Source organism: Mannheimia indoligenes (genome assembly GCF_036880405.1).
GTDB lineage: Bacteria > Pseudomonadota > Gammaproteobacteria > Enterobacterales > Pasteurellaceae > Mannheimia > Mannheimia indoligenes.
The window spans coordinates 105,012-121,035 of record NZ_JBAJJM010000010.1 but is presented as its reverse complement, the minus strand read 5'-3'; the positions used below and the strand labels follow the sequence as shown (position 1 = coordinate 121,035).

The following is a 16,024-nucleotide window of genomic DNA, read 5'->3' as shown; positions in this document are numbered from 1 at the left end:
AAAATAGGATTTGATATGAATAAAAAACAATCTATTGCAAGCGGTCTTTTTTTCAGTTTTTTTGCAATTCAGCCTGTATTCGCTGAGGAAGCGGTAGAACTTGAGCAAGTTGTGGTTACGGAAAAAGAAACTAAGGCAAATTTAATTCAGAAATCACGTAAGGCAGTTCAGCAAGAGATGATCAATGATAGCCGAGATCTTGTTCGCTATACAACAGATGTCGGTATTAGTGATAATGGTCGCCATCTAAAAGGTTTTGCAATGAGGGGCGTTGAGGGAAACCGTGTTGGTATTAGTATAGATGGGGTTTCTTTGCCTGATTCGGAAGAAAACTCATTATATGGTCGCTATGGTAATTTTAACTCTTCCAGACTAAGTATTGATCCTGAATTAACAACGGGTATTGATATTTATCGAGGAGCAAACTCTTTTAATAGTGGCAGTGGTTCGTTAGGCGGTTCGGTAAACTATAAAACCTTAGATGCAGTTGATTTAGTATCTAATGGAAATCGATTTGGTGGTTTAGCGAAAGCAGGCTATTCAAGTAAAAACAGAGAATGGGTTAAAACGGTTGGTGTCGGCTATCTTGGTGAAAAGTTGGATGTTGCATTGCTCTATTCCCATCGAGCAGGGCACGAGCTCAAGAGTAACGGGCGTGGCGATATTGAATTATTTAGTGCCAGACAAAAGCCGGATCCGGTAAGACATCGTACCAACAATTATTTATTCAAGTTAGGTTATGCCTTTAACCCGGAGCATAGAGTTGCTTTTTCGATTAATGGACAAAAAGGTAGCCGTTATACTGACGAGCTTTCTTATACTTCAATAGGCTCATTATGGCGTGAAGCTGATGATCAGAACAAGCGTATTAATGCGAATGTAAATTACGCTTTTACCCCTGAATCTAAGTATTTAGCATTATTTAAAACCGATATTGACTACCAATATACAGATTTGGCAGCAGTAAATTATAAAGGTCTCAGATCTTGGAACTTTCTCACAAACCAGAGCAATCCCAAAGAGTTGATGGAAATTTATGATCGCCGAATGAAAACAAAATATACTCGAGTGAGTATGCAAGCGGATAGCCAGCCGTTTGAGTTTCCTTATAAAGCCTTGGGTGAACATCAGCTTTCGGTGTCAGCCTTTGTCGGTAGACGGGATTTTAAAAACATCAATTATGATACGATTATTGGGGCACCAACCAGTGAATACACTATTCAGTATCCTGTAAGAACAACTCAGTTAGGAGTAACGATTAAGGATAAAGTAGTCTGGAATCCTACATTTGATAACTGGTCGCCTATTATTACCGCTCAGTTTGGTTCACGTTTTAATTATGAAAAATTAACGCCGCAAGAGTTAAATGCAGCTTGCAGTGCCGCGTGTAAACGTGAGGGTAAGCCTGATAAGGCTATTTTTAAAACAGTAAGTAGCTTTCTTGATTTAGAAGCTCAGCTTAATGATGTTTGGAAAGTGGGTTATAACGTTGGCTCAGGTTACCGTATTCCAACTGCATCAGAGATGTATTTTACCTTTGATAGCCCTTATGGAAAATGGCAATCTAACCCTGATTTAAGAGCTGAGCGTAGCATTACTCATACGCTTTCAGTTACTGCGGAAGATAAGAAAGGGAGCTTTGATTTAAATCTTTATCAAAGCAACTATAAAGATTTCTTATTTGAGCAAGAAACTATCGTTAAAAACTACAATATTTACTATAGACAATGTGCTTATTATGGTTGTTCAAGATATTTTGAAACACCTAGACAGCAAATGGTCAATATTGATAAAGCCCGAATTAGGGGATTGGAAGCAAAATTAGCTCTCAATCTTGGCTCATTTACAGAACATTTGAATGGCTGGAAAGTATCAGGTGCAGTTGGTTATAGTAAAGGGAAACTTTCTACCGAAAGTAGCTTATTATCTATTCAACCTGTTAAAGCGATTTTGGGTTTAGATTACGAAGATACGAGTGGTAAATGGGGTATTTTCAATCGCTTAACTTATCTTGGAGCGAAAAAAGCCAAAGATGCTCAGGTGGTTGAAAATGTTTATAGTTCAAGAGGCTATGCTCCCAAAGTTACCACCTATAAATATCTCAATAAATCAGCCTATGTGTTTGATCTTTTTGGATACTATAAAGCGACTAAAAATATTACGTTAAGGGCGGGTGTCTATAACCTGTTTAACCGAACCTACCACACTTGGGACGCCTTAAGAGGTATTAATGCAAATAGCACAACCAATGTAGTAGATAGAGACGGAAAAGGTTTACAGCGTTTCTATGCACCGGGTCGTAATTACTCAGCATCAATAGAGATTAAGTTCTAATCAAGTATTCGGACACATTAATGTGTCCGATTTTTATCTGATTAAAGGAGAAACAATGTCAGTGCTAACTCAAGAACAACAAACCGCTTTACGCAATGAATTAAATGAAAATTCAGGTCAAATTTTAGAGATGGTTGCTTCAAAATATCAATGTTCGCTGGAAGATGTAATACTTAACCTGCCACCGGATATGCTTAAAGTAACAGATGGGGAACGCTTTGCTGAAATTCTACAAGAAATTCACGAATGGGACGATGCAATTACCTTTATTTCGCATACGGAAGATGCGATTGTTGAGTTTGTTGGCAAATTACCAAGCGGTTCAATTTCTCGTGGATTTTACAATTTTGAACACAAAGAAAATGGCGGTTTACAAGGGCATTTACGCTATGAAAATTGTGCCAAGATTTATCTATTAGACCGCCCATTTAGAGGAAAACGCACGGTTTCGTTGGTGTTTATCAACAAAAAAGGGAATGCGATGTTTAAGATTTTTGTCGGCAGAGAAAAAGTAGGTGGGGCATTAAAAGAAGATCAAATCAGGGCGTTATATAAATTAATCGGCTAACTTGCAAAAGATTACTCAAATTTAACCGCTTGTAAAAAGGCTACGATAAATCGTAGCCTTTATCGGTTTATTAACCCACAGCTTGTGGTAAATAACCCAGCTGAATTAAAAATGGAATGACCATAATGCAAATACCTGCGATTAAGGCGATAACTAAGGCTAAATTACCGCCAATTACACGGTAAGGCAGATTTGGGTGCTGTCTACGAGCTTTCCACGCCAAACCGATAGGTAAAATCATTCCGTAAAAGGCAAATAATAAACCTGCATAACCTAAAGCCATAATAAAACCATCCGGATAGAACAACGCAAACAACAGTGGCGGCGTGAAGGTCGCAATAGTCAGCCATAAGCGGTTAGTTGGTAAGTTTAAGCGTTTTAATAAATCGCCCACACCTTCAAAAATACCCATCGAAACACCTAAGAATGAGGTAATTAATGCAAGTACAGAGAACAAACGAACCATTTCGCCTAAAATTGTGCTACCTGTAATTTGGCTGGTTGCAGTTACTAAGCCGTTTAAAGTAGGGTCTTGTTTTAAAATAGTCGTAAATTCGTTTTGACTTAATACACCGTGCGTAGCCAATTGCCATAATAAATAAGCAACTAACGGAATAGCCGTACCGATATAAATCGATTTACGAATTTTGCCGATATCAGCATCTAAATAGGTATTGATAGTCCCCATAATTACGTGGAAACCAAATGCCGTAAAGAAAATAGGCACAGCAGAAAGCACTAATAAATTATCTAACGGAATGGCTGTTAAGTTTTCTAGTTTCGCTTTTGGTAACATCATCACTAACACAGCAATGAAAGCGATGATTTTTCCAAGAAATAGCACTCGGGTTAAACCATCAACGGATTTCACACCAACTACAACAAAGGCACCTAATACCACTGTAAAAATTAAAATGCTGATTTTAAGTTTCATATCAGCATCTACCATTTCCGGCATAATACCACTAAGCAGTGAACCACCACCGGTAATATAAGCTGAGAGTAACGCATAGAGTAGAACAAGCAAGCTAAAAGTCGCTAAAGCACGTCCGAACAAACCAAAATACTGCTCCGCGAGGCTTGCTACCCCCACATCTTTTTGTGGAGCGGTTTGATATACCTCCATAAATAACAAGCCTGTATAAGCCAATAATGCCCATAACCCAATGAGTAATAAAGCAGTTGCACCAAAACCCATACCCGCAGAGGTTAGCGGCATTGCAAGCATACCCGCACCGATTGTGGTGCCTGCAATCATTAATGCACTTCCTAAGATTTTATTTTTCATAGTTTTTTTGAGTAAATTAAAAAGGGAATTTATTCTATCAGAAATTTTCAGCAATGCTATCGGGAGAGATAGAATAATTTTTCAGCTTATTTTGCACAATCTGGTTTGCTTTAGTAAACTAGAGACAATTTGTAATTTTTTATCAAAAATAGACCGCTTGTATGTCTCTAATTTCACTTAATCTGCCACAAATTGGCGGCAATTTTCAAGATCACCAAACCCTCGGCAACCTTGTCGGCCATTCCGATACACTTGCGATTAGCCAAGCCGCTCAACAGTTTAACGGCTTAACGGTGGTCGTTACCCCTGATACCCGCACGGCGTTACGGCTGGAAAAATCGCTACCGCAATTTGCCAATCTGCCGGTGCAACTTTTTCCCGACTGGGAAACCTTGCCCTACGATAATTTCTCACCACACCAAGATATTATCTCTTCCCGGCTGTCCGCCCTGTTTGAGCTACAACAAGGGCGTAAGCAGATTTTTCTGTTGCCAATCAATACCTTAATGCAGAAAGTCTGCCCGCCGAGCTATCTCGCCAACAATGTGCTACTGATTAAAAAAGGCGACCGTTTTTCGATTCAAAACCTGCGTTTGCAGTTGGAAAATGCCGGCTATCGGGCGGTGGATCAGGTGCTGGAATATGGCGAATATGCGGTGCGTGGGGCGATTTTGGACTTGTACCCAATGGGGGCGGACGAGCCGTTCCGCTTGGATTTTTTTGACGATGAAATCGACACTATCCGCACCTTTGACGTGGATAGCCAACGCACTAAGGCGGAAATTGCCGAAATCAATTTACTGCCGGCCCACGAGTTCCCGACAGATAGCAACGGGATCGAGCATTTTAGAGCCAAATTCCGTGAAACTTTCGGTGAAATCCGCCGTGAGCCGGAGCATATTTATCAACAGGTCAGCAAGGGCATTCTGAATGCTGGGATCGAATACTGGCAGTCACTGTTTTTTGTGGAAATGGCGAGCCTGTTTGACTACCTCAACCCTAACACATTGTTTATCACTTACGCCGATATTCAACAAAAAGCCGAGCAATTTCAACAAGATATACAAAACCGTTTTGAGAGCCGCCGAGTGGATCCGATGCGTCCGTTATTACCACCGAGTGATCTCTGGTTTGCGATTGATGAAGTGAACCGCTGGCTGAAAGGCTACCCTCGTTTAACCATAACTGCCGAGAAAATCCGTAAATCGGCAGCGAAAATGAATGCAAATGTGGCGAACTTGCCTGATCTTGCGATTCAATCAGGGGCAAAAGAGCCGTTTGCGGCGTTCCAACAGTTCCGCCAAAAATTTAAGGGCGATATTTTGTTCTCGGTGGAGAGCGAAGGGCGAAGAGAAACGCTGTTGGATTTGCTTGCTCCGCTTGGCGTAAAACCAAAGCAAATTTTGCAAATTTCCGATGAAATTGAACCGCTTGCGTTGATGATTTCCAATTTGGATCAAGGGTTTGTGATTGAAACAAGCGGTCGAGATTTAGCGATTATTTGCGAAACCGACCTGCTTGGCGAAAAAGTCCAACAAAAACGTAGCGAAAAAAACCGTAAAACCGTCAATCCCGATACGCTGATTCGCAACTTGGCGGAGCTGAAAATCGGGCAAGCGGTGGTACATTTGGAAAACGGCGTGGGTCGCTATGGTGGTTTGACCGTGCTGGACGCAGGCGGAATGAAAGCTGAATATTTGGTGTTGCATTACGCCAACGATGCCAAGCTCTATGTGCCGGTGGCATCGCTCCACTTAATCAGCCGTTATATTGGTGGCGCGGATGAAAGCGCACCGTTACACAAATTAGGCAGCGAGGCGTGGGCGAAAACTCGCCAGAAAGCGGCGGAGAAAATCCGAGATGTGGCAGCGGAGTTGCTTGATGTCTATGCCAAACGGGAGAGCCAGACTGGTTTCGCCTTTTCCTACGATAAGGCGGAGTTCGACCGTTTCAGTGCCACTTTCCCTTACGAGGAAACGGACGATCAGAAAATGGCGATCAACGCCGTTATCAGCGATATGTGCCAGGCCAAAGCGATGGACAGACTGGTGTGTGGCGATGTCGGTTTCGGCAAAACCGAAGTGGCAATCCGTGCGACTTTCCTTGCGGTGATGAACCATAAACAAGTCGCCATTCTCGCCCCAACCACGCTACTTGCTCAACAACATTACGAGAATTTTAAAGACCGTTTTGCCAATTATCCGGTGAACGCGGAAGTGCTTTCCCGTTTCAAAACCGCCAAAGAGCAGAAAGCGATTTTGGAAAAAGTCGCTGAAGGCAAGGTCGATATTTTGGTCGGCACGCACAAACTGTTGCAGGACGATGTTGCTTTCCGTGATCTCGGCTTGCTCGTAATTGATGAAGAACACCGTTTCGGCGTGCGTCAAAAAGAGAAAATCAAGCAACTGCGTGCCAACGTGGATATTCTCACGCTCACCGCCACGCCAATTCCGAGAACGCTCAATATGGCGTTGAACGGTATGCGTGATCTCTCGATTATCGCCAGCCCACCGGCTCGCCGCCTGTCGATCAAAACCTTTGTGCGACAAAGTGATGAAGCGGTGATTCGAGAGGCGATTTTGCGTGAAATTCTGCGTGGTGGACAGGTTTACTACCTGCATAACGATGTGGCGACCATTGAAAATTGTGCCGAAAAACTCAGCCAGCTTGTGCCGGAAGCCCGAGTGGTGATCGGTCACGGGCAGATGCGAGAGCGAGAGTTGGAGCGAGTGATGAGCGATTTTTATCATCAACGCTTTAACCTGCTGGTCTGCTCGACCATTATCGAAACGGGGATTGACGTGCCGACCGCCAATACAATTATCATCGAGCGGGCGGACAAATTCGGCTTAGCACAGCTCCACCAACTGCGTGGACGTGTGGGGCGTTCGCACCACCAAGCCTACGCCTATATGCTCACGCCACACCCGAAAACGCTGACCAAAGATGCCGAGCAACGCTTGGAGGCGATGAGTACTATCGATAATCTCGGTGCAGGTTTCGCCCTTGCCACTCACGATTTGGAAATTCGGGGAGCAGGGGAATTGCTTGGTAGTGAACAGAGCGGGCAGATCGAAAGCATCGGCTTTTCGCTCTATATGGACTTGCTCGAAAATGCGGTCAAAGCCTTGCAGGAAGGGCGTGAACCGACCTTGGACGAAATCACCCAAAACCAAGTGGAGATTGAACTGCGAGTACCGGCATTACTGCCGGACGACTACCTACCGGATGTGAATATGCGACTGTCGTTCTACAAACGGATCGCAAGTTCGGAAAGCTTCGATCAGCTCAAAGATCTCAAAATCGAGCTGATCGACCGTTTCGGGCTACTGCCGGAGGCGACCAAAAACTTGTTTGCGATCACCCAGCTCCGCCTCGCTGCCCAACCGCTCGGCTTGAAGAAAATCGATGCGGGCATTAACGGTGGCTACTTGGAGTTCAAACCGACTGCCCAACCTGACCCGATGAAGTTTATTCAGCTTATTCAAAAACAACCGGCGGTGTACAGCTTCGAAGGGGCGGTGAAATTCAAGTTCAGATTACCGCTGGAAGAGAATAGCAAGCGGTTGGAATTTGTGGAGAATTTGCTAAAAGAGATTATAGACGGATAGAAGCGGAAAGGGCGGATTAAATCTGCCCTTTTGCTACACGCTTAGACTAATTTTTCAAGCAATCGCACAACTCTACATTGTTTATTAAAATGAAATAATTAATAAATTAAATCAGTATTTATCTACATTTTGTTTGTAATTATAATTCTCCCATCAACAGAACACAGGGTTCTGGTACAAAATATAGGAGCATTATTATGACAATCAAAAAAGTATCAAACGTTTGGGCAGCACCGGCAAAACATTGGGTCGGTAACGGTTTCCACGTTCAATCGATGTTTAGCTATCAAGATACGGATAAACATCTCGATCCGTTTTTATTGATGGATTACAACCCACCAAAAATTTTCCAAGGTGGGCGTCAGGATAATTCTGAGTTTGACCTGCGTGGCGTGGAAGAGCATCCGCACCGTGGCTTTGAAACGGTGACAATTGCCTATCAAGGTGAAGTTTCTCATCGTGACTCGTACGGTGGCGGTGGTACAATCAAAGCAGGCGATGTGCAGTGGATGACGGCTGGTTCAGGCATTATGCACGAAGAAATGCACTCAGAAAATTTTGCTAAAACCGGTGGGGTATTTGAAATGGTGCAACTTTGGGTCAATTTGCCGAAAAAAGACAAAATGACACCGCCAAAATATCAAGCCATTGCTTCGGCAGATATTCCTACGGTCGAGCTGGAAAATAATGCGGGAACCGTTAGAGTGATTGCTGGTGAGTTACTCGGCAAAAATGGGGCAGCTTCAACATTCAGCCCGATCAATATGTGGGATACGGTGCTAAATGCAGGCGGACGAGCAACGTTCAATTTGGCAGAGAGTCATAATGTGATTGTGCTGGTGCTATCCGGAACCGTGCAAATTAGCGAAACGTCGCTGGCTCGTACAGGCGAGTTAGTCACTTTTGAACGTGGCGGTTCAGAGCTGGTTATTGACGCAAATAATGACAGCAAATTGCTGATTTTAACCGGCGAGCCGCTCAATGAGCCTGTGGTAGGCTACGGCCCGTTTGTGATGAACAGTCGAGAGGAGATTGTTCAAGCCATTCACGATGTTCAAAGCGGAAAGTTTGGTCGAATTGACGGCTAATTAGGCGTGACAAGCGGTGGATTTTGAGTAGAATTTTGCAAAAATCCACCGTTTTTATTTTGATGTAAATTGGGCATATAGTTTAATATTTGCAAAATCCCAAACAAAAAAGCCCGCTTACAAGCGGGCTTTTCAACATCTATCATTATTTATAGAGTTTATGGTTGTGGTTTTTTAGCTCTTCTAATTTGGCTAATAACGCTTTAGCTTCCGCTAATTTGCCTTCAGCTGCTAATTTTTTACCTTCGTTAGCCACATCGATCACATCTTGTAAGCCTTTTTTGTAGCCTTCAACCGCTTTGGCATCGTTGGTGTTGAAATCTATTGGTAAGGTGTTTTGTGCTGAAGCCGCATTAGCCACAAACGCATCTGCCGCTTTGATATATTGTTCAGAAGTTGTTGATGCTGCCATTTCTTTCACTGCACCAAGAATGCCTTGCATATCATCTTTTAAGCCTGCTTGGGCTGAGATTGCTGCCACACCTAAAGTTGCTGCGACGAAAAGTGTTTTAAGTTTTAACATAGTTAAGTTCCCACGATTAAAGTAATCAAAAAGCTCAAAATTTGAGCCGGTAAATCGGCGGAAATTATAGCATCCGCGAGTTGCGGAATAAAAGAGATTTGTTGGTGAAATAGCCATTCTTTTGATGGCTAAAATGATATACAAGCGGTAGAATTTTCCATAAAATTTACATTACTTTCTTTTCAAAAGATTTCAGGAATAACAATGAAACAGCAGCTTCTCAATCGCCTTTTACGTTACACCCAAATTCACACCACTTCCGATCCAAAAAGCCAAAATGTGCCGAGTTCGCCGCAGCAGTGGGATTTATTGCATTTACTAAAAGATGAAGTGAGCCAAATGGGGCTGACAGAGATTTATCTTGATCCGAACGGCTATCTGTTTGCTACCTTACCTGCGAATACGGATAAAAAAACCCCTGTACTTGGTTTGATTGCCCATGTGGATACCTCGCCTGATTTCAGTGGCGAAAATGTTAAACCACAAGTTATTGAGCGTTATGAGGGGGGCGATATTTTACTAAAGGGCAGCGGTGACCGCTTATCGCCGCAGGATTTTCCGAATCTTAACAAGTTAGTTGGCGATACATTAGTGACCACTGACGGCACAACTTTGCTTGGTGCAGATGATAAATCAGGCATTGCGATCATTCTCTCAGCGATTGAGTATTTACAAGCCAATCCGCAGATTTCGCATGGCAAAATCCGCGTTGGTTTTACCACCGATGAAGAGATTGGGCGAGGAGCAGATCATTTTGATGTGAAAGCCTTTGGTGCCGATGTCGCCTTTACTTTAGATGGCGGCCCGCTTGGCGAGTTGCAGTATGAGAATTTCAATGCCGATGCCGCAGTGGTAACTTTCTTTGGTCGCAGCGTTCACCCCGGCACGGCAAAAGGTAAAATGATCAATGCGTTAGAACGAGCGTGTGAATTCCAGAACCGTTTACCACCACATTTAACCCCGGCAACTAGTGAGCATCGTGAAGGTTTTATTATGATGCACGATATTGAAGGCGGTGTAGATAAAGCAGAAGTGCGTTATATTCTTCGTAGTTTTGAGCGTGAAGAGTTGGCAACATTTGGCAAAATGCTGACAGACACGATGGCAGAAATGCAGAAAATTTACGGCGAAAACTGCGGCAAAGTTGAGATTATTGAACAGTATCGCAATATGCGTGAGGTACTAGACGGCTATCCATACCTGATTGAGATTGCGGAAAAAGTGATGCGTGAGCAGGGCATTGATCCGAATTTAGAGCCGATTCGAGGTGGTACAGATGGCTCTCGTTTGTCGTTTATGGGCTTGCCTTGTCCGAATTTATTTACCGGAGGAGAGAACTTCCACGGACGTTTTGAATTTATTTCTGTTGATACAATGGAAAAGGCGGCAACGGTTGTAGTTGGTATTGCAACAGGCTTTACCGAGTATCAATTTTAGCCCAGAGTGAATTACAAGCGGTTAAATTTGTGCAAAAATTTGCAAAAAAGCCTTATTTTTCGCCACTTAAACCATTTTTTAAAGATTTCCTGTAAATTTATTTGACATTAAATCGGAAATCCATAGAATATGCACCTGTTGAGACGCTACGAAGTTCGTAGCGTTTTTAAATGCGGGAATAGCTCAGTTGGTAGAGCACGACCTTGCCAAGGTCGGGGTCGCGAGTTCGAGCCTCGTTTCCCGCTCCAATTTCTATATCGTGCTGCCCGAGTGGCGGAATCGGTAGACGCAAGGGATTTAAAATCCCTCGCCTTTCGGGGCGTGCCAGTTCAAGTCTGGCCTCGGGCACCATTTAGAAATCAACAATTTAAAATTTGCGGGAATAGCTCAGTTGGTAGAGCACGACCTTGCCAAGGTCGGGGTCGCGAGTTCGAGCCTCGTTTCCCGCTCCAATTTTTCTATATCGTGTCGCCCGAGTGGCGGAATCGGTAGACGCAAGGGATTTAAAATCCCTCGCCTTTCGGGGCGTGCCAGTTCAAGTCTGGCCTCGGGCACCATTTAGAAAAAGACAATTTTAAAATCAAAACATTATCGAAGCCCGAGTGGCGGAATCGGTAGACGCAAGGGATTTAAAATCCCTCGCCTTTCGGGGCGTGCCAGTTCAAGTCTGGCCTCGGGCACCATTTCGGTAATTTAAAAAAATACCAAATATGCGGGAATAGCTCAGTTGGTAGAGCACGACCTTGCCAAGGTCGGGGTCGCGAGTTCGAGCCTCGTTTCCCGCTCCAATCTTAAAAAGAGCAGATAGCACCACAAGGTGCTTTTTTTATGCCTAAAATTTATGAAAAAAATCACCATTATTGGCTTAGGTTGGCTAGGTTTACCGCTCGCCCAAAAATTACAAAATGAGGGCTGGCAAGTTGCTGGTTCAAAACGCACAGTGGGCGATTTGCCGTTTGAGTGCTATCTGCTAGACTTAAATCATTTTGCCATTACGCCTGACATTGAGCGTATTTTGGCAACTGATGCAATGGTTATTGCTTTGCCGCCTTCTACGACAAGTGAAGAGGATTATTTTTTAGGTATTCAAAAACTGACATCATTTGCGATGACTAAAGGCTTAAAACATTTGATTTTCATCAGCTCTACCTCAGTGCTGCCGATGCAATCCGGCGAATTTGATGAAAATTCGGACGTTCAGCTAGAACAATTACTGGCAAAAGTAGAAAGCTGGCTATTAAGCCAAGACATTGATTGCGATATTTTGCGATTAGCTGGACTAGTCGGCAAGCAACGCCACCCAGTGTTTTATTTGGCGGGAAAATCGAATTTGAAATCACCAAACCAACCCGTGAATTTAGTCCATTTAGAGGATTGTTTATCTGCAATTTCCCTGCTTTTAGAAAAACCAAACGGGCAACGCATTTTCCATTTATGTGCAGAACAGCACCCTACCCGTAAAGCGTATTATGGTGAAATGGCAAAACGTTTAGGCTTGAGCGATTTGCAATTTTCTGACGAAAATCAACCGCTTGTAAGAGTAGTAAAAGCAGACAAAATTTGCAGAGAGCTAGGCTTTGTTTATCGCTATCCGAATCCTTACGATTTTAAATTAGATATTTAGCAAAATACAGGTTTAATCCCTACATACAAAGTGGTTTATATGGTAGTATATGCGAACTATTATCAACAACTTGTTAGGATTTTATGCTTGATGTTTTATTAGAACCTTTTGCCTACAACTATATGCAAAAAGCGATTTTTGTGAGTATGGGAGTGGGCTTGGTTTGTGCTTTTCTCTCCGCCTTTTTAATGCTAAAAGGCTGGTCTTTAATTGGTGATGCCTTGTCGCACGCAGTCGTGCCAGGAGTTGCCATTGCTTATGCGTTAAAATTACCTTACGCCGTTGGAGCGTTTTTTTCGGGGATTTTGGCGGCATTATCAATTCTTTGGGTAAAAAGCCTCACAAAAATTAAAGAAGATGCTGTCATCGGCTTTATTTTTACCACCTTTTTTGCCTTAGGAATGTTTATTGTTTCCTTAAATCCGACATCAGTGGACGTAAATTCCATTGTGATGGGAAATATTTTAGGGATTGCTGATGAAGATTTGTGGCAAGTGGTACTGATTATCGCCATTTCGTTACTCGGTTTGATCCTATTTTGGAAGGATTTGCTACTCGTCTTTTTTGACGAGCACCACGCTCTTTCAGTGGGTATTTCGCCATTACGCTATAAAGTCATCTTCTTTACTCTGTTAAGTGCCTGTGTGGTAGTGGCATTACAAACTGTTGGGGCAATTTTAGTGATTGCGATGGTGGTAACACCGGGAGCAACGGCGTATTTATTGTCGGATCGTTTCTCTAAAGTCGTGATGATTGCAATGATTATCGGCACACTAACTTCAGGGCTAGGAGCGTATTTAAGCTACTTTTTAGATGGGGCAACAGGAGCTGTGATTGTATGCCTGCAAACCTTGATTTTTCTCGCTGCATTTTGTTTCGCTCCTAAATATGGTTTAGTTTCGCAAAAAGGTCAATTTGTGAAAGGAGAAGAGCGAGAAGGGGAGGGGCAAAATGCTTGATTGGATTTTAGAACCTCTTCAGTTTGAGTTTATGCAAACCGCCCTCATCACAGCTATTTTAGTGGCGAGTGTGAGTGCCGTTCTCTCTTGCTATTTGGTGTTGAAGGGGTGGTCTTTAATGGGGGATGCCATTTCCCACGCAGTATTGCCGGGTGTGGTGATTTCTTCATTATTAGGCTTACCACTTGCGATTGGTGCATTTTCTTCGGGCTTATTTTGTGCGTTATCGGTTGGCTATTTAAAAGAGAACAGTCGTTTAAAAGAAGATACCATTATGGGGATTGTGTTTTCGGGTATGTTTGCCTTTGGGATTCTATTATTTACCGCATTTAATACGGGTGAACATTTAACCCATATTTTATTTGGAAACTTATTGGGTGTAACGAAAAGCGATTTAATCCAAACAGTAGTAGTGAGCCTTTTCACCTTTGCAGTTATGCTACTCAAACGTAAAGATTTCTTACTTTATTGTTTTGATATGAACCAAGCCAAAGTGGTTGGTTTACCGGTGAAATTATTGCACTATGGCTTGCTATCACTATTAGCTTTAACTATTATCAGTGCAATGCAAGTTGTAGGGGTGATTTTAGTGGTGGCAATGCTGATTACACCGGGGATTACTGCTTACTTGCTCACAAAGCGGTTTGATAAAATGCTTGCCATTGCGTTAGTGATTTCCGTCGGTTCATCTGTATTTGGTACTTTACTAAGCTACCATATTGATGCTGCTACAGGTCCGACTATCATTCTAGTACAAGCGGTCATTTTTTTCCTAAGTTTTGCGTATTCTAAAATCCGCTAACACAAATAAAAAATAGGGAGTGCGTTAGCCTCCCTATTGTTCAAACACTATTTTTGATAATGTAATAAACCACCAAATACCCTTTCTAGGTTTTGATTATTAAAGGTTTCTTCTGTTTTGCCGGCGGCTAATAATGTTCGGTTGATCATTAACACCTGATCGCAAAAACTTGGCACGCTGGCAAGATTATGAGTAGAAACTAAAATCAAATGCCCTTCTTCTTTGAGCTGTTTGAGCAATTCAACAATGGCATTTTCAGTTTTTACATCAACACCTGTAAAAGGCTCATCTAACAAAATAATCTTACTTTCTTGGGCTAAGGCTCGGGCGAGAAAGACTCGCTTTTTCTGCCCGCCGGAAAGTTCGCCAATTTGTCGTTCTTTCAGATGCAAAACACCGACACGCTCCATTGCTTGTTCTGCTTTTTGTTTGTCAATTCCACGAGGAATACGCAAGAAATTCATATAGCCGTATCGCCCCATCATTACGACATCATAAACAGAAACAGGGAATTGCCAGTCTACCTCTTCACTTTGTGGCACATAAGAGACTAAATTTTGCTTTAAGGCTTTAGAAATGGGTAATTGACTCAGTTTAACCGAGCCGGTAAGCGGTTTTACCAGCCCCATTAAACTTTTAAAAAGTGTGGATTTACCCCCTCCATTTACCCCGATTAATGCACAAATCGTACCGTTTTCAAGCTGAAACGACACATCGTGCAAGGCGATGTGTCCGTTATTGTAACGGACGGATAAATTTTCGACGGAAATGGAGGTTGAATGTGTTGTCATTTTAACTCTGGTTATTTTTTACTACGCTCGAAACCTTCAACAATGGTGCTGATGGTAACATTCAGTAGATCTAAATAAGTTGGTACAGGACCATCTTTTTCTGAAAGTGAATCTACATAAATCACACCACCGTATAACGCACCGGTTTCTTTCGCTACTTGTTTAGCAGGTTTGTCTGAAACGGTACTTTCACTAAAGACAACAGGGATTTTATTCGCTTTCACGCCATCAATCACTTTTTTAACTTGTTTCGGTGAGCCTTGCTCTTCGGCATTGATCGCCCATAAATAAAGCTCTTTTAAGTTGTAGTCTTTTGCAAGATAGCTAAATGCCCCTTCGCTTGTAACCAACCAGCGTTGTTGCTCAGGAATAAAGGCTAAACGTTGGCGAAGTGGCTCAGCAATGCCTTTGACTTTTTCAGCATAGGCTTTTGCATTTGCGTTGTAAGTTTCGGCATTTTTAGGGTCGTATTTTACTAAAGCTGCACGAATGTTTTCAATGTAAATTAATGCATTGTCGGTGGACATCCAAGCGTGTGGATTTGGTAGATTTTTATATTCGCCTTCGGTAATTGGCATTGGCGTAATCCCTTCGGTTACAACAACGGCAGGTTTACCTTTTACATTTTCAAAGAAACGCTCAAACCAACGCTCAAGGTTCATACCATTCCATAATACTAAATCAGCTTTTTGGGCTTTTACAATATCTTTTGGCGTAGGTTGATAATCGTGAATTTCCGCCCCGGGTTTAGTAATTGATTCAACAGTAGCTTTATCACCTGCTACGTTTTGTGCAATATCTTGAATAACGGTAAAGGTGGTTACAACTTTAAACGGTTCTGCCATTGCCATTGCAGAGCTTAAACCAAAGGTTAGGACTAATGCTTTTTTGATTGTTGATAATTTCATCTTCAGCCTCCTTTTATTATTGAGAATGATTATTATCGTTATGCATTCTATAGATCATTTAGATTGATGTAAATAGTCTTATATTTTATAA

Annotated in this window: 12 protein-coding genes and 6 tRNA genes; 14 read left to right on the top strand and 4 right to left on the bottom strand. The window is 42.5% G+C overall.

The genetic code is table 11. The annotated features are described in order from the left end of the window. Positions 1-3: 3 nt before the first annotated feature. Both V6W77_RS08085 and hutX read left to right on the top strand, forming a co-directional pair. Positions 4-2,334 carry a TonB-dependent hemoglobin/transferrin/lactoferrin family receptor gene (locus tag V6W77_RS08085; protein WP_428981781.1) on the top strand — a complete coding sequence of 777 codons (2,331 nt, stop codon included), beginning with the start codon at positions 4-6 and terminating at the stop codon, positions 2,332-2,334. A gap of 55 nt (positions 2,335-2,389) precedes the next feature. Further along, positions 2,390-2,902, top strand: a complete 513-nt coding sequence (gene hutX, locus V6W77_RS08080; protein ID WP_334254339.1) for a heme utilization cystosolic carrier protein HutX — start codon at positions 2,390-2,392, stop codon at positions 2,900-2,902. A 70-nt stretch (positions 2,903-2,972) separates the two neighbouring features. On the opposite strand, the gene V6W77_RS08075 is transcribed toward hutX, so the two are convergent. Beyond that, positions 2,973-4,190: an aromatic amino acid transport family protein gene (locus V6W77_RS08075; protein WP_176672144.1), complete on the bottom strand. Its 1,218-nt coding sequence runs from the start codon at positions 4,188-4,190 to the stop codon at positions 2,973-2,975. Between the two features lie 161 nt (positions 4,191-4,351). Between V6W77_RS08075 and mfd the strand changes: the two genes are divergently transcribed. Both mfd and V6W77_RS08065 read left to right on the top strand, forming a co-directional pair. Beyond that, positions 4,352-7,801, top strand: a complete 3,450-nt coding sequence (gene mfd, locus V6W77_RS08070) for a transcription-repair coupling factor (RefSeq protein WP_334254338.1) — start codon at positions 4,352-4,354, stop codon at positions 7,799-7,801. 203 nt (positions 7,802-8,004) lie between these two features. Then, a complete protein-coding gene (locus V6W77_RS08065; protein ID WP_334254358.1) occupies positions 8,005-8,889 on the top strand; it encodes a pirin family protein in 885 nt (294 codons plus the stop codon). Positions 8,890-9,034: 145 nt separating this feature from the next. Here the strand turns inward: V6W77_RS08065 and V6W77_RS08060 are convergent, their stop codons facing one another. After that, a complete protein-coding gene (locus V6W77_RS08060) occupies positions 9,035-9,412 on the bottom strand; it encodes a cytochrome b562 (RefSeq protein ID WP_334254337.1) in 378 nt (125 codons plus the stop codon). A gap of 204 nt (positions 9,413-9,616) precedes the next feature. Here V6W77_RS08060 and pepT point away from each other — a divergent pair, with 204 nt between their 5' ends. From pepT to V6W77_RS08010, 10 genes are all read left to right on the top strand, one after another. Then, positions 9,617-10,849 (top strand): peptidase T, encoded by a 1,233-nt coding sequence (gene pepT, locus V6W77_RS08055; protein WP_334254336.1) that lies wholly within the window; start codon positions 9,617-9,619, stop codon positions 10,847-10,849. Positions 10,850-11,021: 172 nt separating this feature from the next. After that, positions 11,022-11,097, top strand: a tRNA-Gly gene (locus V6W77_RS08050). Positions 11,098-11,113: 16 nt separating this feature from the next. After that, a tRNA-Leu gene (locus V6W77_RS08045) sits at positions 11,114-11,200 on the top strand. A 25-nt stretch (positions 11,201-11,225) separates the two neighbouring features. Continuing rightward, positions 11,226-11,301: transfer RNA gene (locus tag V6W77_RS08040), tRNA-Gly, on the top strand. Between the two features lie 18 nt (positions 11,302-11,319). After that, positions 11,320-11,406: transfer RNA gene (locus V6W77_RS08035), tRNA-Leu, on the top strand. A 39-nt stretch (positions 11,407-11,445) separates the two neighbouring features. Beyond that, positions 11,446-11,532, top strand: a tRNA-Leu gene (locus V6W77_RS08030). A 29-nt stretch (positions 11,533-11,561) separates the two neighbouring features. Then, positions 11,562-11,637: transfer RNA gene (locus tag V6W77_RS08025), tRNA-Gly, on the top strand. 53 nt (positions 11,638-11,690) lie between these two features. Further along, entirely contained in the window at positions 11,691-12,473 is a 783-nt protein-coding gene (locus V6W77_RS08020; protein ID WP_334254335.1) for a Rossmann-fold NAD(P)-binding domain-containing protein, read from the top strand. Between the two features lie 83 nt (positions 12,474-12,556). Further along, positions 12,557-13,432 (top strand): metal ABC transporter permease, encoded by an 876-nt coding sequence (locus V6W77_RS08015; protein ID WP_334254334.1) that lies wholly within the window; start codon positions 12,557-12,559, stop codon positions 13,430-13,432. After that, positions 13,425-14,234 carry a metal ABC transporter permease gene (locus tag V6W77_RS08010; protein WP_025216714.1) on the top strand — a complete coding sequence of 270 codons (810 nt, stop codon included), beginning with the start codon at positions 13,425-13,427 and terminating at the stop codon, positions 14,232-14,234. The genes V6W77_RS08015 and V6W77_RS08010 overlap by 8 nt, the downstream gene beginning before the upstream one ends. A gap of 47 nt (positions 14,235-14,281) precedes the next feature. On the opposite strand, the gene V6W77_RS08005 is transcribed toward V6W77_RS08010, so the two are convergent. After that, a complete protein-coding gene (locus V6W77_RS08005) occupies positions 14,282-15,025 on the bottom strand; it encodes a metal ABC transporter ATP-binding protein (protein WP_025216715.1) in 744 nt (247 codons plus the stop codon). Between the two features lie 11 nt (positions 15,026-15,036). After that, positions 15,037-15,933, bottom strand: coding sequence for a metal ABC transporter substrate-binding protein (locus tag V6W77_RS08000; protein ID WP_112110581.1), 897 nt, complete (start codon positions 15,931-15,933; stop codon positions 15,037-15,039). Positions 15,934-16,024: the final 91 nt, after the last annotated feature.

Excerpts from the sequence above, each read along its gene's own strand:
- hutX (WP_334254339.1), top strand. The coding sequence starts at position 2,390 with ATGTCAGTGCTAACTCAAGAACAACAAACCGCTTTACGCAATGAATTA.
- V6W77_RS08075 (WP_176672144.1), bottom strand. The coding sequence starts at position 4,190 with ATGAAAAATAAAATCTTAGGAAGTGCATTAATGATTGCAGGCACCACA.
- mfd (WP_334254338.1), top strand. The coding sequence starts at position 4,352 with ATGTCTCTAATTTCACTTAATCTGCCACAAATTGGCGGCAATTTTCAA.
- V6W77_RS08060 (WP_334254337.1), bottom strand. The coding sequence starts at position 9,412 with ATGTTAAAACTTAAAACACTTTTCGTCGCAGCAACTTTAGGTGTGGCA.
- pepT (WP_334254336.1), top strand. The coding sequence starts at position 9,617 with ATGAAACAGCAGCTTCTCAATCGCCTTTTACGTTACACCCAAATTCAC.
- V6W77_RS08020 (WP_334254335.1), top strand. The coding sequence starts at position 11,691 with ATGAAAAAAATCACCATTATTGGCTTAGGTTGGCTAGGTTTACCGCTC.
- V6W77_RS08015 (WP_334254334.1), top strand. The coding sequence starts at position 12,557 with ATGCTTGATGTTTTATTAGAACCTTTTGCCTACAACTATATGCAAAAA.
- V6W77_RS08010 (WP_025216714.1), top strand. The coding sequence starts at position 13,425 with ATGCTTGATTGGATTTTAGAACCTCTTCAGTTTGAGTTTATGCAAACC.
- V6W77_RS08005 (WP_025216715.1), bottom strand. The coding sequence starts at position 15,025 with ATGACAACACATTCAACCTCCATTTCCGTCGAAAATTTATCCGTCCGT.
- V6W77_RS08000 (WP_112110581.1), bottom strand. The coding sequence starts at position 15,933 with ATGAAATTATCAACAATCAAAAAAGCATTAGTCCTAACCTTTGGTTTA.